The sequence below is a fragment of the Azospirillum mesophilum genome (genome assembly GCF_053470405.2).
In genome coordinates this window covers 30332-52802 of the sequence record NZ_JBPXMQ020000032.1, presented here as the reverse complement: position 1 = coordinate 52802, position 22471 = coordinate 30332, and the positions used below count along the sequence as shown (strand labels likewise).

14 protein-coding genes are annotated in these 22471 nt (G+C 68.1%); 4 read left to right on the top strand and 10 right to left on the bottom strand.

Features of this window, described 5'->3' with window-relative positions; translation table 11 throughout:
* Positions 1 to 6: 6 nt before the first annotated feature.
* On the top strand, positions 7 to 1053 hold the full coding sequence (locus ACSVC7_RS24410) for a rhamnan synthesis F family protein (RefSeq protein WP_448207500.1): 1047 nt from the start codon (positions 7 to 9) through the stop codon (positions 1051 to 1053).
* A 154-nt stretch (positions 1054 to 1207) separates the two neighbouring features.
* Positions 1208 to 2077, top strand: a complete 870-nt coding sequence (locus ACSVC7_RS24405) for a glycosyltransferase family 2 protein (protein WP_448207501.1) — start codon at positions 1208 to 1210, stop codon at positions 2075 to 2077.
* 6 nt (positions 2078 to 2083) lie between these two features.
* On the opposite strand, the gene ACSVC7_RS24400 is transcribed toward ACSVC7_RS24405, so the two are convergent.
* From ACSVC7_RS24400 to ACSVC7_RS24380, 5 genes are all read right to left on the bottom strand, one after another.
* The gene (locus tag ACSVC7_RS24400) at positions 2084 to 2515 is read right to left on the bottom strand and encodes an EVE domain-containing protein (RefSeq protein WP_448207502.1); all 432 of its coding nucleotides are present in this window, start codon (positions 2513 to 2515) and stop codon (positions 2084 to 2086) included.
* 38 nt (positions 2516 to 2553) lie between these two features.
* Entirely contained in the window at positions 2554 to 2925 is a 372-nt protein-coding gene (locus ACSVC7_RS24395; protein WP_448207503.1) for a VOC family protein, read from the bottom strand.
* Positions 2926 to 3443: 518 nt separating this feature from the next.
* Complete coding sequence (locus tag ACSVC7_RS24390; protein WP_448207504.1) at positions 3444 to 4559, bottom strand: glycosyltransferase family 4 protein; 1116 nt, start codon at positions 4557 to 4559, stop codon at positions 3444 to 3446.
* A gap of 7 nt (positions 4560 to 4566) precedes the next feature.
* The gene (locus ACSVC7_RS24385; protein ID WP_448207505.1) at positions 4567 to 7428 is read right to left on the bottom strand and encodes a glycosyltransferase; all 2862 of its coding nucleotides are present in this window, start codon (positions 7426 to 7428) and stop codon (positions 4567 to 4569) included.
* A 57-nt stretch (positions 7429 to 7485) separates the two neighbouring features.
* On the bottom strand, positions 7486 to 8436 hold the full coding sequence (locus tag ACSVC7_RS24380) for a glycosyltransferase family 2 protein (protein ID WP_448207506.1): 951 nt from the start codon (positions 8434 to 8436) through the stop codon (positions 7486 to 7488).
* Positions 8437 to 8729: 293 nt separating this feature from the next.
* On the opposite strand from ACSVC7_RS24380, the gene ACSVC7_RS24375 reads away from it, so the two are divergent.
* The gene (locus tag ACSVC7_RS24375) at positions 8730 to 10172 is read left to right on the top strand and encodes a mannose-1-phosphate guanylyltransferase/mannose-6-phosphate isomerase (protein WP_448207507.1); all 1443 of its coding nucleotides are present in this window, start codon (positions 8730 to 8732) and stop codon (positions 10170 to 10172) included.
* Positions 10173 to 10254: 82 nt separating this feature from the next.
* Complete coding sequence (locus ACSVC7_RS24370; RefSeq protein WP_448207508.1) at positions 10255 to 12093, top strand: glycosyltransferase; 1839 nt, start codon at positions 10255 to 10257, stop codon at positions 12091 to 12093.
* 43 nt (positions 12094 to 12136) lie between these two features.
* On the opposite strand, the gene ACSVC7_RS24365 is transcribed toward ACSVC7_RS24370, so the two are convergent.
* From ACSVC7_RS24365 to ACSVC7_RS24345, 5 genes are all read right to left on the bottom strand, one after another.
* Complete coding sequence (locus tag ACSVC7_RS24365; protein WP_448207509.1) at positions 12137 to 12415, bottom strand: hypothetical protein; 279 nt, start codon at positions 12413 to 12415, stop codon at positions 12137 to 12139.
* Positions 12416 to 12452: 37 nt separating this feature from the next.
* Positions 12453 to 13085, bottom strand: a complete 633-nt coding sequence (locus tag ACSVC7_RS24360) for a hypothetical protein (RefSeq protein WP_448207510.1) — start codon at positions 13083 to 13085, stop codon at positions 12453 to 12455.
* Between the two features lie 123 nt (positions 13086 to 13208).
* Positions 13209 to 13514, bottom strand: a complete 306-nt coding sequence (locus ACSVC7_RS24355; protein WP_448207511.1) for a hypothetical protein — start codon at positions 13512 to 13514, stop codon at positions 13209 to 13211.
* Between the two features lie 229 nt (positions 13515 to 13743).
* Positions 13744 to 15768 carry an FkbM family methyltransferase gene (locus tag ACSVC7_RS24350; protein ID WP_448207512.1) on the bottom strand — a complete coding sequence of 675 codons (2025 nt, stop codon included), beginning with the start codon at positions 15766 to 15768 and terminating at the stop codon, positions 13744 to 13746.
* A gap of 283 nt (positions 15769 to 16051) precedes the next feature.
* Complete coding sequence (locus ACSVC7_RS24345) at positions 16052 to 21841, bottom strand: DUF4214 domain-containing protein (protein ID WP_448207513.1); 5790 nt, start codon at positions 21839 to 21841, stop codon at positions 16052 to 16054.
* Between the last annotated feature and the right edge of the window lie 630 nt (positions 21842 to 22471).

The window sequence follows — 22471 nt, the reverse complement described above, 5'->3', positions numbered from 1 at the left end:
GCCCCCATGCTCAGCACCCTGATCCGTCTGCCCCTGCGCCTGCGCTTCGTGCTCGCCTGGGCGATCGTGCAATGCAAGATGCTGGGGGGCTATCTCTCCTACGCCGCCGCGGCCTTCCGCAAGGAAAGCTACGTGTGCGAGCGGTGGGAGGGGCGGGGCGCGCTCGCCGGGGCGCGCCGTGTCGCGGTGTTCGTGCATTATGACCGGCAGGGCACCGTCCACGACTTCGTCTGGCACTATCTGCGCCAGCTCCAGTCGCTGGGCTTCGCCATCGTCTTCTCCAGCAACGCGCCGCGCCTCCTGGAAAGCCAGATCGAAGAGCTGCGCGACGTCTGCGCGCTGGTCATCCGGCGCGACAACGTCGGCTACGACTTCGGCGCCTACAAGGAGGGCATCGCCGCCATCCCGGAGCTGGGCGCGGTCGACACGCTGCTGCTTGCCAACGACAGCGTCTACGGCCCGCTGCACCATCTGGCCGGCCTGCTGGAGCGGATGGACCCGCGCGACGCCGACGTCTGGGGGGCGTCCGACAGCTGGGAGTTCTCCTTCCACCTGCAGAGCTATTTCCTGCTGTTCCACCGGGCGGCGATCGCCTCCCCGGCCTTCGCGGCTTTCTGGTCGCGGCTGCGCTACGTCCAGTCCAAGACCTGGATCGTGCGCAAGTACGAGATCGGGCTGACGCGCGCGCTGCGCCGCGCCGGCCTGCGCTGCCGCGCCGCCTTCCCCTACCGTCAGGCGGCGACCGCCCTGATCGAGGCGGTGGTGGAGCGCAACATCGCCGGCGACGGCATGGACCCGGTGCGCAAGAGCTTCATCCAGCAGGTGTTCCGCACCATCAACGCGGGCGTGCCGCTGAACGGGACGCACTTCTTCTGGGATTACCTGATCGCCCAGATGGACTTCCCCTTCCTCAAGCGCGACCTGCTGCAGAAGAACCCGGCGCGCATCCCGCTGCTGAACTACTGGGAGCGGGTGGTGAAACAGTCCTCCGACTACGACACCGACCTCATCCTGCGTCATCTGGAACTGTCGCTGAAAAACCGCAGCGTCTGAGGGGGCTCCCCGGTCCGGCGGAGCGCTTGCGGAGAGGAAAAGCGCCCGTCTGCACCGTGGGACGAAGAATTTTGCGCGTTGCCCCTTCCCGTTGCGCACGGTGCTGCCCTATGGTCGAACCGCACCGGTCGCCGTGCCGCAAACGAGATCACCGATGGAAGAGCCCCTGGTCAGCGTTGTCATACCGGTTTTCAACCGGGCTCACACGCTGCGCCGTGCCATCGAGAGCGTGCGCCTGCAGGACGTCGCCGACTGGGAGCTGATCGTGGTGGACGACGGGTCCGCCGACCAGAGCGAGGCCATCCCGCCCTCCTACGGCGATCCGCGGATCCGCCTGATCCGGCACGAGAAAAACCGGGGCGCCGCCGCCGCCCGGAACACCGGCGTGCAGGCGGCCCGCGGCCGCTACATCGCCTTCCTCGATTCCGACGACGAATGGCTGCCCGGCAAGCTCAGGGCGCAGCTCGACGCGCTGGAAGGGGTGCCGGACGCCCCGCACGCGCTGTGCACCGGCTTCGTCCTGCACCGCGAGGAGACCGGCCGCCGCAGCAAACGCCGGCCGCGTGCCGACGGAACCTGGTTCGAGACGATTCTCGACGGCTGCTACGTGTCGCCGGGCTCCACCCTCATGGTCCGGCGCGAGTGCTTCGCCGCCGTCGGCCCGCTCGACGAGACGCTGCCCCGGCTGGAGGATTGGGACTGGCTCCTGCGCTGCATGGAGCGCTTTTCCTTCGCCTGCCTGCCGGTGCTGGGGGCGGTGGTGCATGTCGGTCGCCCGGCGCGCTCGGCCCCGGTCGCCGTGGCGATCGACCGGCTGCACCGCCAGCACGCCGACCGCGTCCTGCGAGTCGCCGGGCCGGGGGGGCTGCGCCGCTTCCGGGCCAGCCTCGCCATCGAGCAGGCGGTGGCCGCCGTGCACGAGGACGCCCATGTGCAGGCGCTCAGCCACATCGGCCGGGCCTTCGCCCTGTCGCCCCTGCGCACCACCCGCTTCCTGGCCCGCTGCGCCGTGCGAGCTTTTTAACACCTCTCATACCGGCAAGGCGGCCCTCATGGCCTCGGCGACGCACCGCATGTCGTGGTCGCTGACCTCGAACAGCCCGAAGCGCAGCTGATAGCCCCAGTTCCGCGTGCCGCCGGTGAAGTCCAGCACGTCGAGGAGAGGCTTGATCGGCGCCTCCTCCGCCTTCAGCCAGTCCACGTCGCGCCGGAACGGCACGAAGCCGCCGCCCATGTCGAACTGGTAGGGCTCCCCCTCCCGTACGGTGCCGATGGCGCTGAAGATCTGGAGCTTCTCCGTGCTCCGATACACCTCCCAGGGCGAGTAGTAGGCGACGCGGTCGCCGGGGCGCAGGCGGCGCAGCGGCGCCGCCTTGCCGTGGCAAACCTGCATGAAGCCGCCGGCGCGGCCGAGCCTGACATGCTCGGCCGAGGCCACGGCGATCCAGCTGCGACCGCTCATCGGGCGTCCCTCCCTTGCGTTGGATCCGTTGCGTTGGCTCAGTGACCGTTCGGGGCGAAGACGCGCAGGCGGTGGCCATCCGGGTCCAGCGCGACGAAGGTGTGGCCGAAGTCCATGGCGGTGGGCTCCTGGGCGATGGGCAGGCCGCGGCCGCTCCAGTCGGCGTGGGTGGCGCGGACCGCGTCGGCGTCGGGGACGACGAAGGCGATCTCGCTGCTGGCCGGCATCACCGTGGCCTTGGGCTCCACCGTGTGGCGCGACCACAGGCCCAGCATCAGGCCGGATTCCATGGCGAACATCGCGAAGGTCGGCGAGGCCTCGACCGGCGGGCGGCCCAGCAGGTCGGTGTAGAAGGCGGCGCTCTTGGCGGGGCTGTCGACGTACAGCAGGACGAAATCGACGTTCAGCATGGTGGCGGTTCCCTTTGGTCCGGTGTCTGGTTGGTTCGGTGTCTGGCGGTGGGGCGCTTTCGTCGTCCCCGCCCGGTGAAACCGACCTTAGCTCCCTATGCTGTCAGTTTTTGTCAGCATGCTGCCACGGCTGGGGCAGGGCTGATACCGCTGAGCGAAAGTTCTGACGCATCCCGAACCGTCATGGCCGGGCTTGATGACCCCATAGGCGCTGACTTTAGCCGTTCGGAGCGGTCTTCCATGGGCGACCACCGTCCCATCCCGTCATCCCCGCGAAGGCGGGGATCCAGGAAACTTTGCGCATAAGTGGCTGAAAAGGCTGGATCCCCGCCTTCGCGGGGATGACGATGAAGATGTGACGGAAACTCGGCTCGGTCACACAGCGGTTAACTTGGGGCCTATGGGGTCAAACCCGGCCATGGCGATGAACAGAGAGCGGATGTGTCAGCGCTTCAGCGCGACGGAGCGACGGCACGCCTGGGGAAACGGGAAGCCCACCGACGTCACCGCCACCAACGTCAACGATGGGCCGACAGGCGATGGTAGAGGGCGAGCAGGCGGTCCACCGCCGCTGTCCAGGTGAAGTCGTACGCGCGACGCCGGCCGGCCTCGATGAGGCGGGCGCGCAGGGCCGCGTCGTCGAGCACCCGGTCCAGGGCCTCCGCCAGGGCGTCCGGGGTGGCGGGGTCGAAGTAGAGCGCGGCGTCGGCGGCGATCTCGGGGAAGCAGCTCCGGTCGCTCAGCACCGCCGGGCAGCCGTTGGCGAAGGCTTCCAGGATTGGCAGGCCGAAGCCTTCGTACAGGGACGGGAAGACGAAGGCCTCGGCGTGCGCGTAGGCCCAGGCGAGGTCGGCGGCGGACAACGTGTGCTGGTGCAGGCGGTCGGCGCAGCCGGCCTCCAGGAAGGGCCGGCGCTCCACCTCGCCCAGGGGGCCGCCGCCGCCGCAGACCAGATGCAGGCCGGGCCGCCGCTTCAGCAGGGCGGCGAGGGCGCCGGACACGCCCCCGAAATTCTTGTAGCCGTCGCGCCGGCCGACGATCAGCAGGTAGCGGTCGGGCAGCGCCACCCCCGCGGGGTGCCCCGGCACCCAGACCGCGTCCCGGGACAGGCCGTGGTGGACCACCTCCACGCGCGCCGGGTCGATCCCGTAGAGCCGCACCAGATCCGCCTTGGTGGTCTGCGACACCGCCACGATGGCCGAGGCCGCCGCGCACAGCGCCCGCTTGCCGGGGTGGATGTCCTCCGGCCGGGCGAAGGCGTGCGGCATCAGCTCCGGCGCCATGTCGTGGACGGTGACGACCATCGGCCGCCCGTGCAGCAGGTCCGGCAGGTCGGTGTCGTAGAAGGTCTGGTGGACGACGTCGAAGGCGCCCCGCCGCAGCGCCTGGCGCACCTGGGTGCGGTTGTGCCCCCGCAGCAGGGTGCGCTTGCCGGGGAAATGCAGCCCACCCAGGAAGTCGCGGACGTCCAGGTCGGGCTGGTCGATCAGGTGGGCGCTGACGACCCGGCGGAAGGGCAGCACCACCTGCACCCCCGGCCGCGCCCGCAGCGCCGTGATGATCTCGGCGAAGCAGCGCGAGATCCCGCCGTGGCGCTGGATGGAGAAGATGTGGTCGTCGAAGAGAACGCGCATGGCCCGCTCAGCGCCGCCACCGCACGCCCAGCCGGACCAGCACGCCCAGCGTGACCGTGCGCAGCCGCCAGAAGGGGCTGTTCTGCATGCTCGTCAGCTCGTTCTGCACCGCGCGCAGGTGCTGCTCGCTGCGCTGCAGGCGGCGGCGCAGCACCCAGGGGGAATCGCCGTCGTCCTCGGCGCCGACGCTCGCCGCGCCGGCGGCCTGCGTGGCCCGCAGCTCCTGCCAGACCGGCGACGGCGGGGCCAGGCGCCCGTCCTTCAGCTTCGCGGCGGTGTCCAGCAGATGCCCGGCCATCACGTCGGCCATGGCGTCGAAGGTGAAGCGGGCCGCCTGCTCCAGGCCGTGGCGGACCAGATCGGCGCGCCGGGCCGGGTCGCGCGCCTCGCCGATCGCCGCGACGAGCCCGGCCGCGTCGTCCTCGCCCACGAACAGGGCGGCGTCGCCGGCCACCTCGGTCAGGGACGAATTGGCGCAGGTGATGACCGGGCAGCCGCAGGCCATCGCCTCCACGACCGGCATGCCGAAGCCCTCGTAGCGCGACGGGTAGACCATCGCCTCCGCCCCGGCGTAGGCCAAGGTCAGTTCCTCGTCGGAGAGCGACAGCCGGACGGTCCTGACGTCGGGCGCCAGGGCGCGGAACATCGGCTCGATCTCCTTGGCGCCGCCGACGCAGAGCACGGTCAGGTCGCGGGTCGCGGCCTCGCCCAGCCCCAGCGCGCGGAACAGCAGCAGGCCGTTCTTGTAGCCCCGGTAGCCGCTGCGCTCCCCGACCATCAGCAGGTAGGGGCCGGTCAGGCCGTGCGCCTTGCGGAAGGCCGCGACTTCCGCCTCGCCGGGCTTGTGGAAGGCCTCGCCCACCCCGCAATAGGCCACCGCCGTGCTGCCCGCCGGGACTGAGGGGAACATCCGCTCCAGGTCGCGGGCGGAGTTCCTGGAAATCATCACATGCGCCGAGGCGTGCAGGATGGCCCGGTGCTTCTCCTTCCAGGACTCGTCGGTCAGCGGGAAGCCGAGCGCCTCCGGGATCATGTCGTAGCCCATGAACAGCGACGGCGTGGCGGTCGGCGTCGTGTAGTAGGTGGAGACGAACAGGTCCGCCCCTTCCTCCCGGCAGATCCGTTCCAGATACAGGCTGTCGGCTCCGGGCGCCGTCTTGTCGTGGGCGCGGATGGTGCGGGTGTGGATGCCGGGGATGCGCGGCGCCGTGCCGGTGCGGTCGAGCAGCACGACATGCTCCGCGAAGCCCGAGGCCACCCAGGCCTTCAGCACCGCCGTCCAGACCCGCGCGATGCCGGTGCCCAGATGCTGGTAGAAGACCCCGTCGACCAGAATTTTGGGCCGCACGGGGGCCAGCCTCGCGCGCTCCTCCGCCACCTCGGCGGGGCCGCGGAAGCGCCACTCGCCGTCCGGCTCCGGGACCGCGATGGGCACGATGCCGCGCGCCGCAGCGGTGTCCACCAGCGTCTCGTCGCTCACCCAGGGCAGGTGGTCGCGCAGCAGCGCCGACCCGGTCACCTCCTCCTGCAGGCGGCGCCAGTGGGCGCGGGCGTCCTTGTAGCCGTAGTAGGTTTCCTTGAAGGCGGCCTGCGCTTCGGTCGCGTAGGCGAAATGCTGGAAGACGACGCCGGCGTCCTCCATCTCGTCCTGCGTGAAGGGGTCGACCTGCGCGAGATCCTTGCCGGCGGCGTCCACCAGGGTGGGCGGCTCGTGGGCGGCCCAGGTCATGCCCGGCTCGAAGCGCCAGGTGCGCAGCCATTCCTGCCGCGGGTTCTGGGCGTAGTTGAAGCGCGTGCTGATCACCCGCTCCGGCCCGACGAAATAGTCGCACCAGTAATAGGCGGCGGTGCGCTGCGGGTTGGCCTGGAACAGGGCGTGGACGGTGCGGATCTGCTCGGCGGTCCACAGCTCGTCGGCGTCGACCTGCCAGAGCAGGCCGGGCGTGGCGATGTGCGGCAGGGGCGCGTTGACCATCTCGCGCTTGCCGTCCCAGAACGCGCCCAGCGGCTTGCGGTGCAGGGTGACGCGGTCGGGAAAGCGCGCCGCCAGCTCGTCCAGATAGGCCGAGGTGCCGTCGTTGCTGCGCCCCTGGTCGTGCACGCTGTCCAGAACCCGGCCGCCCGAGGCCAGGCTCCAGGCCGTGTCGTGCTTCAGCGCCGCCACGCCCTCCACGATGTGCCAGTGCCACTCGAAGGGAAGCTCGGCGAACACCCGCTCGTGATGGCGGATGAAGGGTTCCCCGTTCAGGACGATCGTGAAGAAGTGGATCGGCAGGTCCGTCCCGGAGGCCGCCGTTCGGCGAAACGCCGCCCAGACCCGATCGGTCCGGTCTTCGGCGAGCAGCTCCCAGCCGGGGTCGTCCAGCAGGCGCCGCCGCGCCAGCCAGCCGCTGCCGCTCCCCGCGCGCTCGGCGATCAGGACGACGGAAGCATCGTCGATCTGGTCGAGCGCGCGGAGGCCGGCGAAGCCGGTGTCCTCGATCAGCACCATCCCGAAGCCCCCGCGTTCCCGCCGGGGCTCCGGGCCGCCCTTGGACCCGCTTTCCCCGCCGCCGGAGCCCGGCTGCCGGATGTTCTGCTCAAGCTGCGCGAGGAGCGTCGCAAGCGGAGGGAGGTCCGGATCGTTGCGGAAGCGCAGCCAGCTCTCGGCCACCTCGTGCGCGCCCGGCAACGGGGGCGCGTCCGGGCCGGCGCCGGCGCGGATCAGCGCAGGCTTCAAGGGGTTGCGCGCAAGCCCGCGGACCAGCGCCTCCAGCAGGGGGCCGCCGCCGACGGACAGAACCTGGGTGACGGGTTCGGTGCTGGCCAGTCGCTCGACCAAAGCGGGGAAATCGAGGGCGTCGGACAGCGGGGACGGAGGCGTCGGCATGGACAATAGCTCGGAAGGGGGCTCGGAAGGGCGCTCGGAAGAGGCCGGGGGCATGGCTCAGGGTGAACCGGAGGCGGAACGATCCTTTGCCCGTCCGAGACGGCGAAGGCAATAGCCGGTTGCCTGGGCAAGGAAGCGGGCCGGCCAGCCGGGGTCCGCCGCGGCGCCGGCCAGGGTCAGCCGGGCGGCCTCTCCACCGCGGGCTCCGGTCACGGCGCGGGCGGCGGCGCGCCCGACCTCCAGGGCGTGCCACGCACGCGCCTCGCGGCGCAGCGCCGGCGGGCTTGCCGGATCGTTCATGACCCGGCGGGCAAGCCGCAGATGTTCGTCGAGCCATGGGACAGTGTGACGCATGCCTTCGACGATGGTCAGGGAACCGGCGTGCTGCCGGTAGGCGTACACCCGTTCCGGCATGGAAACGGTCTTCAGCCCGGCGGTCCAGGCGCGCAGCAGGAAGTCCCGGTCGCCGGCGTAGCGGTAGGCGGCGTCGTAGACGCCGACCCGGTCGTACAGGCTGCGCCGGAAGAAGCGGGCGTTGATCATCGGCACGCCCCGGCACAGGTCGAACGGGCGCAGCCGCTTCATCGCGGGATCGTCGTAGGCGCACAGCGTGCGCTCGCCGCCGTTGGAGTCGAGAGCGGTGACCAGGGCGCCGCCGCAGGCCGCGTCGGCGTCCGGCTCGCCGGCGAGCGCGCGGACCACGGCGTCCAGCGCTCCCGGCAGCAGGAGATCGTCGCTGTTGAGATGGCCGATGATCGGCCCGCGCGCGATGGCCAGCCCGCGGTTGATGGCATCGTACAGCCCGCTGTCCGGGTCGGTCAGCACGCGCAGGTGCGGGTAGCGGGCCAGCACCTCCAGCGTGCCGTCGGTCGAACCGCCGTCGACGACGATGTGTTCGACGGGCACGCCCTTCTGGGCCAGCACGCTGTCCACCGCGCCGGCGATGAGGCCGGCCCGGTTCAAGCAGGGCGTGATGATGGAGACGACCGGATCGGCTGCGGTTTCCATTGCGGCATCGGGCCGCAGGACCGGGCCCGACCCTCCAGAAATCCGCTGTTCAAGCATTCCCTTAACGCCTCACTCCCATCAAGGCCCGGTCCTCCGCGATTGGGGGAAGGTGCGGAATGGATCTGTAATCCGAAGCCAGTCTCGGTTCCACGGACATTGTCAAAGCACCGCGAGGCGCGAAAAACTTGTCCCATGACCGCCCCACAAGGGTGGATTTCACTGTAGCATGCCTACGCTAAAAGCTCTACACAGGGAGCAGATCCTCTTTCCAACGGTGCATTCGGCCGACCGCTATGACGAACGCTTCACAGAACGCCCGTATCCATCCCGTTATCCTGTCCGGTGGCGCCGGGGTCCGGCTTTGGCCGATGTCGCGGGAACAGTATCCCAAGCAGTTCCTGTCCCTGTGTTCAGAGCGTTCGATGTTGCAGGACACGGCGCGGCGGGTCGTCGATCCGGCGCATTTCGCCAAGCCGTTGATCATCTGCAACCAGGAGCACCGCTTCGTCATCGCCGAGCAGCTTCGTCAGGCCGGGATCGACGGCGCCCGGATCGTGCTGGAGCCGGTCGGCCGCAACACGGCCGCCGCCGCCGCCATCGCCGCCCTGACGGTCGCGCAGAGCGACCCCGACGGGCTGCTGCTGCTGCTGCCGGCCGACCATGTGATCCAGGACCAGGAGGCGTTCCTGGAGGCGGTGGCCATCGCTTCCAGCGCGGCGTCCGCCGGCCACCTCACCACCTTCGGCATCGTGCCCACCGCGCCGGAAACCGGCTACGGCTACATCCGCCGCGGCGATGCGATCGAGGGGCAGGACGGCGCCTTCCGTGTCGCCGCCTTCGTCGAGAAGCCGCCGCGCGAGCAGGCCGAGCGCTACCTCGCCGAAAAGAACTTCTTCTGGAACAGCGGCATGTTCCTGCTGCCGGTCCGCCAGTATCTGGCCGAGCTGGAGCGTTGGGAGCCGGCCGTTCTGGAAGCCTGCCGCGCCGCCCTCGCCAAGGGGCGGTCTGACCTCGACTTCTTCCGCCTGGACGAAGAGGCCTTCGCCGCCGCCCCCTCCACCTCCATCGACTACGCGGTGATGGAGCGCACGGACACGGCCGCGGTGGTGCCCTGCAGCATCGGCTGGACCGACGTCGGCGCCTGGTCGGCCCTGTGGGACATCGGCGAGAAGGACGGCGGGGACAACGTCTGCCACGGCGACGCCATCGCCTGGGACAGCAAGGGCTGCTACGCCCGCAGCGAGGACGGCGCGCTCGTCGCCCTGCTCGGCATGACCGACACGGTGGTGGTCGCCACCGAGGACGCCATCCTGGTCGCGGCGAAGGACCGCGCGCAGGACATCAAGCCGATGGTCGAGCACCTGAAGAAGCAGGGCCGCAACGAACCCCTGCTGCACCGCCGGGTCCACCGTCCCTGGGGCTTCTACCAGTCCCTGCACGCGGGCGACCGCTTCCAGGTGAAGCGTCTGACGGTCGCCCCCGGCGCCCGCCTGTCGCTGCAGATGCACTATCACCGGGCCGAACACTGGGTCGTGGTGAACGGCACCGCGCTGGTGACCCGCGGCGAGGAGCAGATCCTGCTGCGCGAGAACGAGTCCATCTACATCCCGCTCGGCACCGCGCACCGCCTGGAGAACCCGGGCAAGGTGCCGCTCAACCTGATCGAGGTGCAGTCGGGCTCCTATCTGGGCGAGGACGACATCGTCCGCATGGAGGATCGTTACGGCCGCTCCTGAGCCGGGCTTTCCAAGCGTGGGACGGGCCGCATCACGGGCGGCCCGCCTCCGTTCCATCGTCCCCGGGGCGTGAGGCCGGGTCGTGAACATCCCGTCATTCCACACACATCCCGAGGACCGGCCCCAGGACCAGCCGACCGGTCTCCGCCCGCACGCCCGGCCGTGCTGGCCCGCCTACTTCGACGCGCAGGTCTGGTTTACCTTCCTGCTGCGCGGTGACGTCCGGCAGCATGACGACACCGACGACGAGGAAACCCGCAAGCGGTTCCTGATGTGGTGGCTGTGCTTCGGCCGCAAGGAGCACGCGTGCGGCCCGGCGACGGCGGAGCAGAGGCGGGTCGCCTGGGAAACGGTTCCGTTCCCGGACTTGGCGGACGGGTCAGGGGCGGACGGGCCGGGCATCCCGAGGATCGTGCGCTACGCGCTGGATGTCCGCCGCGACGTGTTCGCCGCGGTCCGCGCCGACCAGCCGGGGGGGCCGAGCCGGGCCTTGGCCTGGCTTCTCCTGCACGGGCTGCGGGAGATGGGCATCGGCGACCTCGTGGACGACGGGATCCGCCGCTGGCTCGACGCGCCGGCCATGGCGGGCGGCCCCGCCGCGCCGCCGGTAACCAACCTGATGATGCTGATCCTCGCCTTCCGCGAGGATCTCCAGGCGCGCTTCGACCTGTCCACCGGGGACGGGCGCCGGGGGCTGGCCGATTGGATGCGCCACGCGGGCGCCGTCGAGGAGGATCTGGCCCCGCTGCTCGGTCCGGTTCCCATGGCGGCCGTCCAGCCGCCGGCCCCTTTATCACCGGCCCCTTTATCACCGGTCCGGGGCGGCTGCACGCTCGTCGGCTACGCCTATGGGGAACTGGGGGTCGGCGAGGACGTGCGGATGATGGCGTCGGCCCTGTCGGGCAACGGCGTTCCCTTCAACATCGTCGATTTCTCCCGCGGGACCGTGGCGCGCAAGCAGGACGCCTCGGCCGCGGCGCATGTGGCGGACGGCTTTCCCCACGCGGCCACGGTGTTCTGCCTGACCGGCTTCGACACCGCGCGCTTCCTGATGGAGAGGGGGTTCCGGACGACCGCGGGGCGTTGCGCGATCGGCTACTGGCCCTGGGAGCTGCCCCGCTGGCCGGACCCCTGGCGCTCCGCCTTCGGGCTGATCGACGAGCTGTGGGTGTCGTCGCGCTTCACCCAGGAGGCCTTCGCCCCCGTATCGCCGGTGCCGGTGCTGCACATGCCGATGGCGGTCGAACTGCCCCAGGTCGCCCCGGTGACGCGCCGGGACTTCGCCCTGCCCGAGGACCGCTTCCTGTTCCTCTATGTGTTCGACGCCAACTCCTACCTGGACCGCAAGAACCCCGCCGCCGCCGCCCGCGCGTTCCGGCGCGCCTTCCCCAACGGGAACGAGCCGGTCGGGCTGGTCTTCAAGGTCATGAACCCGCCGGCCGACAGCCCGGTCTGGCGGGAGTTCCTGGAGCACTGCGCCGGCGACCGTCGCATCCGCATCCTGGCCGAGACGCTGGACCGGCCCAGCGTCCTCGGCCTGATCCGGGCGTGCGACGCCTATGTGTCGCTCCACCGGTCCGAGGGGTTCGGACGGACGATCGCCGAGGCCATGCTGCTGGGCAAGCCGGTCGTCGCCACCGGATGGTCCGGCAGCAACGAACTGGTCCGCCCGGACACGGCCATCGCCGTGGCCGCGTCCCCCCGGCCGCTTGGCCCCGGCGAGTACCCGTGGGGGGAGGGCACCTACTGGGCCGAGCCGGACATCGACCACGCGGCCTGGGGCATGCGCGCCCTGGCCGGCGACGCCGCGCTGCGGGCGCGGCTGGCCGCAGCCGGGCAGGCGCATGTCCGCCTCAACCACAGCGCCACCGCCGTCGGCCGGCGCTACCGCGACCGGCTGGCGGCGCTCGGGCTGCTGTGAACGCCCCCGTTTCCTCTGCCCCCGTTCCCTCTGTCGACCGGACTCAGCCGGTGGCGGCCAGCTTGGCGAGCGCGGCGTCGCGTTCGGCGCGGGCGGTCTCCAGCGCGGCGAGCGCGGATGCCTGCACCTCCGACAGGAGGTCGGCGAGCGGGAACCCGTCCGCGCCGGCCACGCTCACCGGCTCCGCCGAGCCGATGAATTCGCCGACGATGGTGCCGTCGTCGCTCCGCGTCACATAACGGAACTGCGCGTGCGCGCCGGCAAGGTGGCCGTTGCGGTCCCAGCGCACCAGGAATTCGTAGGGGTGCTTGGTCGTCTGCATGGTGGTCGTCCTTGGATTGGGGATTGATGACGGGAGGTCAGGACACGGCCGAGCCGTCGGGCCAACGCCAGGCGGATCCGTCCGAAACGGCCAGCCGCCGGTTCGACGGCCCGTCCGAGACGAAGGCGAGGCGGCCGGCGGGGGAGGCGGTCGGCATGGTGGCGACGGTGTAGGAGCGCAGGCCCAGGTGCGACGCAGAGTCCACGATGGTCGTGGCGTCGTCGCGGTGCCGCAGCGATCCATCCGGGGCGATCCGCAGCCGGGGCGTGGAGGTGGAGATCCCCCCTTGCGCCGTGCGGAACACGATCTGCTGGCTGGAATAGGTGCCGTTGTAGATGTTCTCGACGAACACGCCGCTGTCGCCGCCCCCGTCCATGACCGTCAGGGCGACCGTGCCCACGTTTCCGGGCCGGTGCGGCCCCGTCAGCGCAGCCGTCATGCCAATCTTCAAGCTGGTGCCGGCCGGGACCGTGATCGGCGCCTTGGCGTCCAGCGCCGGTTGCAGCCCCGCGACATCGGCCGGCGTGTGGCCGTGGCCCTGGGCGGCGAGGCCCGACCGGATGGCCGATACGGTCGTTCGGACCGTGGCGGTCCCGTTGTCGACCGGGACGATCTCCGCCCCGGTCAGGGGGCCGGCGGCGGGCAGTTCATGAAGGGCGGTTTCGGACATGGGCGGGTCATCTCCGGATGAGGCGGTCGCCCGCGCGGGTGGCGAGGACATCGCCCGCGCGGGATTTGAGGAACGGCAGGGCTTGGCGGATGCCGGCCAGGAGCCGGCCGAGACCGGCCAGCATCACAGCATCTCCGACAGGTACAGTGTGCCGTCCGTACCGGCCCGGACGACCGCGACGGCCGTTCCGGGAACGACGCGGAAATACTCCGGCGCGCCCGCGGGCAGGTAATGGTCGCCGGCCGTGGCGACCGGCGCCGGCCCGAAGGCCAGGAAGCAGGCCGACGTGGCGACCACCCGGACCACGGTGGTCCCGGCGCGGAAGGGAAGGGACGCGTGCGACGCCGCGCCGATGGTCACGGCCTGCGGCGTTCCGGGAAGCAGGGCCTGGATGCGGTAGCCGAAATCGTCGATGGGAAGAACGGGCATGCTGGCGGTCTCCGGTCGTGGGGCGCCCGTCGGCGGCGTGTCCCGCCCCGAACGCAAAAAGCCCCGCGCGGCGGAAGCCACGCGGGGCGCAAAACTGGTGTTTATGGTTTGTTCTTATTCCGGCGCCGGCCGGCTGTCAAGGGCGATCTCGGGACGATCTGGGGAACGGTTACGCCGCGTCGGTCTCGCCCAGCGCTTGCCGCGGTGTTCATGCTGCCACGCTCAACCTTCAAGGCACCGGCAAAGTACCCCTATCGAAAAGCCGCTTCAGTAGGGGTAGGGCGGAAGGTTTACGGTGATGCCGGAGCGCAACTGCTCGGTCCTCATGCCCATCTCCCACTTTCAAAATGGGGCCAGAATCGCTGCACAGGCGCAGGCCGTAGCGGAAATGTTCCATCAGCTCGGCATGCGTATTCAGTACATAATAGCGGTTCAACCCGTCAAAATGGGCGAATAAATACCCCTTCGATAGCAGATTGCTTTCCAACTTACTACAGCTTTTCGAATTCGTTATGGGATCTGTGGTCGTGATGACAACGATCCACGGGCGTTTTTTGGATTTTGCCCAACCGTTCAATAGTGAGGGTTTGACGAGTTCCCCCCCAATCTTCAGCCAGTGAATTTCTTCTGTCGTAACCCGATTGAGAACGTGGTCCAGGGTAATCGACCGAACATCGTGGACGACGAAATTGTATCCTTCCCGGCGACGTGCCTCGGCGATGTCGGCGCGGACTGTGGACAACGTCTGATTGTCGACGATCTCGTAATAAGTTACGCCTTCAAAACTGTCCGAAATGGCGGCATGCAAGACTAGCTCGTCAGGGCGGCTCCTACGCAATATTTTTGCGTAATACGGGTTCATCTCTACATGAATTCCTCGCCATCCTTGTTCGTAGAAGGCTTTGCTTACCGAATCGTAACCGGGGTTACTTCCGCCAATGTCGATGTATGTGCCTTTCTTTACGCCATTCAGAGCACGCCACAACATAACATCTTCGAAATTCTGAGCATTGGAGGTAAAAGCCATGGTGCAGAGATTGTCGGGGTGAGCATTCTCATGGCAATGTGGGCTGACAAATCGGCATTCTTCAATACTCGTGTCGTTATCCTGAGAACCGCTGACCATGTCGCCCTTTGCACAGAACGTGATCGGCCGAACTCCAAACGCCGATGAGGCGGATTCCGCATGATTCGGAGACAAGCTTAGTTTTGGCAATGCCTTATTGGAATTAAATACTTCAATCAGGCGAGATGCAAAAGTATCTGTCGAGAATCGAGTGTGAGCATCATCAGCTATAGATGAGCGGAGATTGCACGAGACAAATCTCTGGAAGTACGCAGTCACAAGATCTGCACACAAATGAGGCTCAAGATAGATGGACAAAATAGCGCTGTTCTGCATCTGCATCATTGCAGTCATATTGGCGTTCTCAGAATAAATTACAACTCCATTGCCCAGCTGCAGATTTTCATAAGTCGGAAACCCATATGTTTCTGTGAAATAATTAAAGAAAAAAGTGTGATTCGCATACATTTTAAGTGTATCATGATAATTCATCCACCCTCCTTGATGAATGACCCTCAAAAACGGATTTTCTGAAACAACTTGACGGAATGCAGGATGATCTTCGCGGCAAAAAGTATGTATCTCGAATCCTCGGTTGCTCAACTCCTTGCAAACCGCCAATGCATGTCGATACAGCCTTGTCCTTATGTCGTCCTCGTTGGCCATGACATCAAGCAGTGTAGCATGCGGCTCATCCAAAAGAATCGTTTGGGAGCATGAAGAAGCCGGAGGCAACCATTCCCGGGCTGCACTGATTGGCACGACGATGTTATTCAATTCATTAAAGTCCCCCTTTTTTTGAAGGAAGAAACGCGTAGGATCGAAGTTGCTTCTTTCACGGTTATATCTATAACCATTGAAACCGCCGCGCAGCCAATCGGAATGGGGTTGTGCGATTCCATGGAAAAGCAAAATGGAACTACCGATCTCTTGAAGATCGATATTCTGAACCGGCAAGTGTTCGTAAAAATAGTCCCTGAGCACATAAATTGTGTTCGGCTTATAATCATCTATGCCTCCATATGTGATCATTCCAGAATCACATGACATTGCGGCATGGACAAATCTAAGGCCCATTATTGAGAGAAATGGACTCGGCAATTCATTTGTTCGATGAATGATTGCGCTTGGCGTATATTCATCGTTTACGAAAGTATCTGGAACAAAGAAATGAAGACGCTTCAGCAACGTTTCCTCCCTCCATGCTCGCGGAGCTTGGCACTAAAGCGGATTTCAATCCGCTTTGGACCGCGACGGCGGGCCCGGACGCCCATGCGTCCGAAGCCCGGCCTATCGCGGGAACTCTGTTCCCGCTGGCGGCAGGCGGGTGCCAGAGGCATCCGCTGAGAGCCGGCGAATGAGGCCATGTGAAACTAGAGCGAACGGAAGTTCGCTCTAAAGAAAACTCTGCTACAAAATCAAGTTGCCAGACAAGACCCACAACGGCGTGCCCGTCCCCCCCCGCGCGGCATCAGCCCCCGAAGGCGCTGAACAGGACCTCCGTCGGCAACAGGGCGGCGGGATGGCCGCCCTGGCGCGCGCGGTCGTAGATGGCCCGGAAGTTGGGAATGTACTTGTCGAGCTCGCCCAGGTGCTTCAGGCGGATGAGCAGCCGCGCTGGGGAGACGTAGGCGCTGTTCCCGACGCGGTCGTTCTCGAACAGCTCGCGCCACATCATCTCCACGAGCCACAGGCGGTTGGCGCGCCGGCGATCCACCTCCGCCGGGTCGCAGCCCGCCCGCTCCGCCAGATCCCAGCAGTTCGGGAGATGCTCCAACTCCAGCATCGCGCCGTAGTCGGCCCAGGAGACGTTCGAGTTGACGACGAGCGACGGCTCGCCGATCCAGTAGGCCGGCTCGTCCGCCATGTAATGCAGGACGTAGTAGGCCGTCGGGACGCAGGAGACCATGGTCGCGAAGGTGCGGCCGCTGGTGTCCTGGCAGTAGGACCGCAGCCCATGGTCCCGCCGGTAGACGTGCGAGTAGATCGCCGTGAAGAAGTTCTCGCACTTGGCCGCCAGCCGCTTGACCGGGGCGACCTCGTCCGGGCCGGGCGGTTCGAGCGTGTTGTACCCGTCGAGGAAACCCTGGAGATCGGTGATGGAGCCCGGGTTGGCCTCGGAGCTGTAGCCGTAGTTCATGTAGATGAGGCCGATGCCGGGACGCTCGTCCAGGATCCGGAAGATCCGGTCGATCGTGCCGGCGCGGGTGAGGTCGTCGTCGCCGAGGATCCAGATGTACTCGCCCCGCGCCCGCTGCGCGGTGACGGCGAGGTTGCCGAGCATGCCCACGTTCTTCGGGTTGCGGACATAGGTGAAGTCCGGGCGGTCCAGGTACGGCTTCACCACTTCCGGCGTGTTGTCGGGCGAGGTGTTGTCGACCACCAGCACCTCCAGGTCGGACCGCGGGGTGCCGATCTGCGCGAAGATGTTCTGCAGGTTCAGCGCCACCCAGCCGGCGCGCTTGTAGGTGCTGATGCAGATGGACAGTTTGGGCCGCCGCCGCAGGTTCGGCAACGCCGCGTAGATGTCGCGCCGCATCCGCCTTTCCGGCACGCACAGGGTTTCCACCAGCCGGTCGGTGGCCAGTTCGCCGGCGATGTCCTGCGCATACGCGTTCCAGGTGCGCACCGGCAGGGCGAGCGCCTCGTGGGCCAGGCAACCCCTCCAGTCCTGGTCCAGGAGCTTCAGGAGTTCCATCCTGAGCGCCGCCTTGTCCCGGAGGTCGGCGAACACGAGGCCCGGTGTGTGATCGGCCGCGCGGGCGCCGACGCCCAGGACGAGGCAGGGAATGCCCTGCCACAGGCTGTCGGCCACCGCCGGAGCCCGCACCCCGTCGTCGCTGAGCGAGATGACGATGTCCGCGTCCTCCCGGCAGCGCCCGGCGGCCCCGTCGTGATCATGGTCGAAGCGCAGTTCGAAGCCGGCGTGGCCCTTCAGCGCCTCGGCGAGCGCCGCATCCGGCGCCGGGCCGGACACGGTGAGCGCGATGCCGCCGGGAGCCTGCCGCGCCGCCTCGGCCACCGCCGTGGCCAGCGGGCTGAGGTGGGCGGCGTGTCCCGGCTCCACCACCGCGTGGATCCGGAACGCCCCGCGGGGGGATCGCCTGGGGGCGCCGGGCCGCAGCCGTTCCGGGATCTCGTTCGCCGAGGCCAGCGGCTTGAAGCGGTCCTCGGCGCAGAAGAGCTTGCCGCGCCAGGACAGCAGGAAGCGGTGGAAGGCGTCGAAAGCCTCGTTCGACGCGCAGAGCACCTTGTCGAAGCCGGCGATCCGCTCGAAATAGGGCCCGGCGTCCTGGCCGGCATTCTGGGAGGTGGCCCCGGCGTCGGTCAGGATCGCGGCGGTCCGCAGCCCATTGGCCTTCGCGAAGGCGGAGAGCCCCTCGGGCTTCGTTCCGCGCGTGCCCCCGGGGACGACCACCCAGCCCGGTGCCCCGGCCCCCTGCGGGTCGATCCATTCCGACCAGACGCCCGCTCCGCCCGCCAGCTCAAGGCGGGCGAGGTCGGCCGCGGCGGCGGGGACCAGCCGTCCGGCCTCGCCGTCCCCCTCACCGTCCCAGATGGCGGGAACGACGCCGATCCCCCGCGCCGCGAAGGCGTGGGCCAGACGCTGGGCGAACAGGGAGTCCGCGCGGCTCGGCGTCCTGGGGTCCAGGCAGAGATAGAGCGACGTCAGGCGCCTGGCGCTGTCGGACGCCTCGCTCAGCAGGCCGCGCAGGCGCCGGACGGCGCCCGGCCCGGCGGACCGCGCCTGGGATGGGCCTTCCCCGGCGAACGGGATGCGCCGGATCAGCGGCACCCGGTCGGCGCACTGGTGCTGCGTGAGGAAGCCGATCAGGTCGTTTTCGGCCATGGTCGATGCGGGCACGACGACATCGGCCAGAAGAAGGGCCTGCATGTACAGCTCGAACGCCGCCGCCTCTTCGCCGGCGCTGGACGGCCGCCGCAGGGGATCGGCATCGTGGAACAGGAAGGCCGTCCCGAGCCGAAGCCGCCGCGCCTCGATGATCAGGTCGGTTTCGAACAGGTAGGAGACGCTGGGCGTCACCCGCACCGTGCCCGGAACGAGCAGCCAGTCGCGTCCCCGGGTGAAGGGCGCGTCCAGGAGGACCGGCGGCTCGTCGCGGACGGAGTGGAGTTCCAGGTGGCGCAGGTCATGGGGCGCCCAGGACAGCCGGCTCAGCTCGTCCCGACGCAGGAGCACGAACTTCTTGAACTCGGGGCTCCAGCGGACGAAGCGGAGGATTTCCCCCTGATCGAGCAGCTCCTGCCCCAGGCCGAGGACGAAGTCGGACAGCGCGACCTGCGGCGAGTCCGAGGCCTCGACCAGGACGAAGATGCTGCGGCGGCTTTCCGTGTCCTTCAGCACGATCGGCAGAGCGGGCGGAGGCGGCGGTGCCGTGTCGGCCGGGGCTGGGGCTGGGGCTTCCGGCGTGGGAGCCGCCTCGGCCGGGGGCTCGGCCGGCGGGGCTTCCGGCGCGAGGTCGGTCACGGGAGCGGCCACGGGGGCGGCCACGGGGGGGACATGGGCGTCCCGCAGCGCCAGCAGGACGTCCGCTCCGGGAGGCCGGACGTCGGGGACCGTCTGGCGGGCCAGTCCCTCCGAGGAGAGGAACAGGTTGCCCACCAGTTCGAACTTTGACATGCCGCCGTCCAGCAGGGCCAGGTGATGGGCGAAGCCTTCCGGATCGGACATGCGGCCGAGGACGCCCCAATAGGCCCGATGGACGAAGGTCGCCCCCTCCAGGGTCGGAAGCTCGCCAAGGCCGGCCATCGGCCCGTGGACGGCGGCCTGGCGCGCCAGCCCTTCCTCGGACAGGAACAGGATGCCGATCATCTCGGCCTTCGAGCGGCCTTCCTTCAGTCGGGCCACATGATAGGCATAACCGTCCGGATCGGGCGCGCGGCCGAGGACGGCGCGGTAGGCCCGGTCGACGAAGGCGCTTCCGGAAAGCGACGGAAGCTCGCCCGTCGTGCCCGCGGCCGTCCCATGGTCCTGCAGATGGCGGGCCAGCCCTTCCGGGGAGAGGAACAGGCTGCCCACCAGCCCGGCCTTCGACATGCCGCCGTTCAGCAGGGCCAGGTGATGGGCCAGCCCCGCCGGATCGGGCGCGCGGCCGAGGACGGCGCGGTAGGCCCCGTCGACGAAGGCGTCCCCGTCCAGGGCCGCAAGCGTGTCGAGGCCGGCGATCGGTCCATGAACCGCCGCCTGTCGGGCCATCCCTTCCGGGGAGAGGAACAGGTTGCCCACCAGATCGGCCTTCGGCATGCCGCCGTCCAGCAGGGCCAGATGATGGGCCAGCCCCGCCGGATCGGGGATGCGGCCGAGGACGGCGCGGTAGGCCCCGTCGACGAAGGTGTCCCCCTCCAGCGCGGGGAGACTGTCCAGAATGCCCATAGCCGGCCAAACCTTGATCTTCTGACTCAGGATCCGGTCGATCCCGGCGAAGGTTTGCCATTCGCCGAAGTCGGCGTACAGCGAGATATGGGCGGCGACGCCCATTGCCAGGACGTCGGCGAACGAGACGTCCTCGACGCAGGTGCCTTTGCCGAGGAACTGCGGGAACGGGGAGGCGTGCGTGAAGACGACCGGCCGCTCCGTCGTCAAGGCGAGGCAGGCCAGGCTCTCAAGCTCCTCGGCCCGGCCCTGGTCGTGGTAGAAGACGGCCAGCGAGTCCGCCGCCAGCTCCTCGATGATACCGCTGGCGTCACCGGGCAGGGAGCGGACCGAGACGGCCACGGCGCGCGCCGGCCCGTCATGCATCCCGAGCGCGGCGAGGCGGGCTTCCAGCCCCGCCCGGGCCGCCTCGGGAGCCTCGACGAACACCTCGGCCTCGCCGACGTCGCGGCCGATCCTCTCCAGGACCTCGTCGAGGTTCGAATCCGGCGCCGCGAACCCGATCAGCCAGATGCGCGGCGGTCCGGGCCGCTTCGCCGCGCCGATCGTGAAATAGGGGATGATCGGGCGGCGCGGCAGGACGAAGACGTTCTCCTCCTCCCGGGTGGCCGGGCCGTCCCCCAGGCTCTCGTCGCGCAGGATAATTTTTGGTCCGGTGACGAAGGGCAGTGCCCGGGCCAGGGCGCCGGAATCCCCCCGGAAACCCGTCACGACCACGGCGGCCGGCCTGTAGCCGGTGTCCTGCGCCGCGAATTCGGCCAGCCCGTCCAGGCGGACCAGGCGGACGTCATAGATGCCCGAGCGTTCCAGGCAATCGACGAGCCGGGTCTCGTGGAAGAGGATGGACTCCCCGCTCGCGCGCTCGAAGGACAGGACGAGGATCGGGATCGGGCGGACCGACTGCTGCAGCGCCGTGCTCTGCTCCTCCCCGGCCAACGCGGCGACGCCGAAGGTGGCGAGCATGCGCTCGAACGTCCGCGTGAACGACGCGTAGGACCAATCCTGCTGCAGGCGGTGGACGGCCGGCGTGCTCGTCTCCAGCGCCTGGCGCAGGCTCATCACCGGATAGGGAGGGATGTATTTGTGGATGTGCCGGAAGGTGTCGTTGGTTCCGGTCAGCAACGGCCGGCCGGACAGGATGGCCTGGTCCGTGGTCGCCGACAGCCCGGCCTGGCGGCGTGTGTACAGGAAGCAGTTCAGGTCGCTTTCGGTGCACCATTCGAGCAGCTCGTCCGGCGACATGAAGTCGTAGCTGAAGCGGACGTCGATGCCGGGCTTGGCGATCCTCCGGCAGAGGTCGGCGAGATACTGCGGATAGGCCGTCCCGTGGATCCCGTCGAAGGAGGACGTGTACGTCCCCGGCGGGATGTTCACACGCACGACCGCCTCGTCGAACTCCCGGTTGACCAGCTCGACCAGAAGGGGAAAGCCCTTGCCGGGGGTGCCGAAGCCGAAGGAGCTGATGACCGGAACGCCATCCGTGTCCGTGGGGCGGAGCGGCGCGCCCGGCAGCGGACGGGGGAACGGGACGATCTTGCCCGTTGCGGGCGTGGACGGATCGAGCGCGATGTAGCCGTCGAACACGTCGATGGCCACGTGGCGGAGCGGATTTCCGGGCTCGACCTCAAGGAGAATGGAAAATTTGGTGCCCGGCAGCCTTCCAATGCTTTCGAGGTCGATGCGGGAGGCCATCGTGATGAAATGCCAGTTGAAGACCCAGAAGTCATAGCCCGTCGGCTCGCCGTCAGGCCTGCCGTCGAGTGGCTTGACGACCCCCTCCGACGCCAGGGCCGCGACATCGATCTTGTCGATGGGGAAATAATCCAATGTATAGAGAGGCGAATCCTTGATGCAGTCGTAGACCATACGACCGCTTTCATAAATGCTGCACTTCTCTTCGGCCGTGTTTACGAAGGCGCCCCGCAGGATTTTGTGATTTTTGTTTTCGCTGTTTCCCAGGGCGTCCATTCTCAGTACCTCCGCGGCGTCGGCGTGTTCGAGTGCACGATCGTATGAATTTATCTATAAAATAACGTAAATAGAAACAAAAGGCCGCTTGTCGTGACCGCGCAGAATTATCCCAGCCTGTGTTTCAGGGCGGCGATGGCGCGGGAGAGGGTTACGCCGACACAATCATGCTGGCAAGGGGCGAGTTTTGGGCGCGAAACATCCACTTTCCGTAAATGTATCGGGTGCGATATCTACTCTGCCTGGATCGTGTCCCAAGCCGTGGTGCAGGAATTGGGGCGCTCACCTGGTCTCCGGCGCGTCTGGCCGGTTGGATCAGGCGGCCACGGCGGGGAGGCTGACGAGGGGATCAATGGCGCCATGGGTCAAGGATCGGCTCCTGTGACGCCCAGACGGCCATTCGGCCAGACAGGCATTCGCTGGGCGCGCCTTCGCGGGGGGGCAGGCTCTTGCGCGGCTTGGGCGGGCGCGGCTCATCGGATCCAGAATGCGACAGGTTGCCGCGGGATTGTTCGTTGAGAGACGCCC

Coding starts and splice junctions, on each gene's coding strand:
- ACSVC7_RS24405 (WP_448207501.1), top strand. CDS start 1,208: ATGGAAGAGCCCCTGGTCAGCGTTGTCATACCGGTTTTCAACCGGGCT.
- ACSVC7_RS24385 (WP_448207505.1), bottom strand. CDS start 7,428: ATGCCGACGCCTCCGTCCCCGCTGTCCGACGCCCTCGATTTCCCCGCT.
- ACSVC7_RS24375 (WP_448207507.1), top strand. CDS start 8,730: ATGACGAACGCTTCACAGAACGCCCGTATCCATCCCGTTATCCTGTCC.
- ACSVC7_RS24365 (WP_448207509.1), bottom strand. CDS start 12,415: ATGCAGACGACCAAGCACCCCTACGAATTCCTGGTGCGCTGGGACCGC.
- ACSVC7_RS24345 (WP_448207513.1), bottom strand. CDS start 21,841: ATGGTCTACGACTGCATCAAGGATTCGCCTCTCTATACATTGGATTAT.
- ACSVC7_RS24355 (WP_448207511.1), bottom strand. CDS start 13,514: ATGCCCGTTCTTCCCATCGACGATTTCGGCTACCGCATCCAGGCCCTG.
- ACSVC7_RS24400 (WP_448207502.1), bottom strand. CDS start 2,515: ATGAGCGGTCGCAGCTGGATCGCCGTGGCCTCGGCCGAGCATGTCAGG.
- ACSVC7_RS24380 (WP_448207506.1), bottom strand. CDS start 8,436: ATGGAAACCGCAGCCGATCCGGTCGTCTCCATCATCACGCCCTGCTTG.
- ACSVC7_RS24395 (WP_448207503.1), bottom strand. CDS start 2,925: ATGCTGAACGTCGATTTCGTCCTGCTGTACGTCGACAGCCCCGCCAAG.
- ACSVC7_RS24410 (WP_448207500.1), top strand. CDS start 7: ATGCTCAGCACCCTGATCCGTCTGCCCCTGCGCCTGCGCTTCGTGCTC.
- ACSVC7_RS24390 (WP_448207504.1), bottom strand. CDS start 4,559: ATGCGCGTTCTCTTCGACGACCACATCTTCTCCATCCAGCGCCACGGC.
- ACSVC7_RS24360 (WP_448207510.1), bottom strand. CDS start 13,085: ATGTCCGAAACCGCCCTTCATGAACTGCCCGCCGCCGGCCCCCTGACC.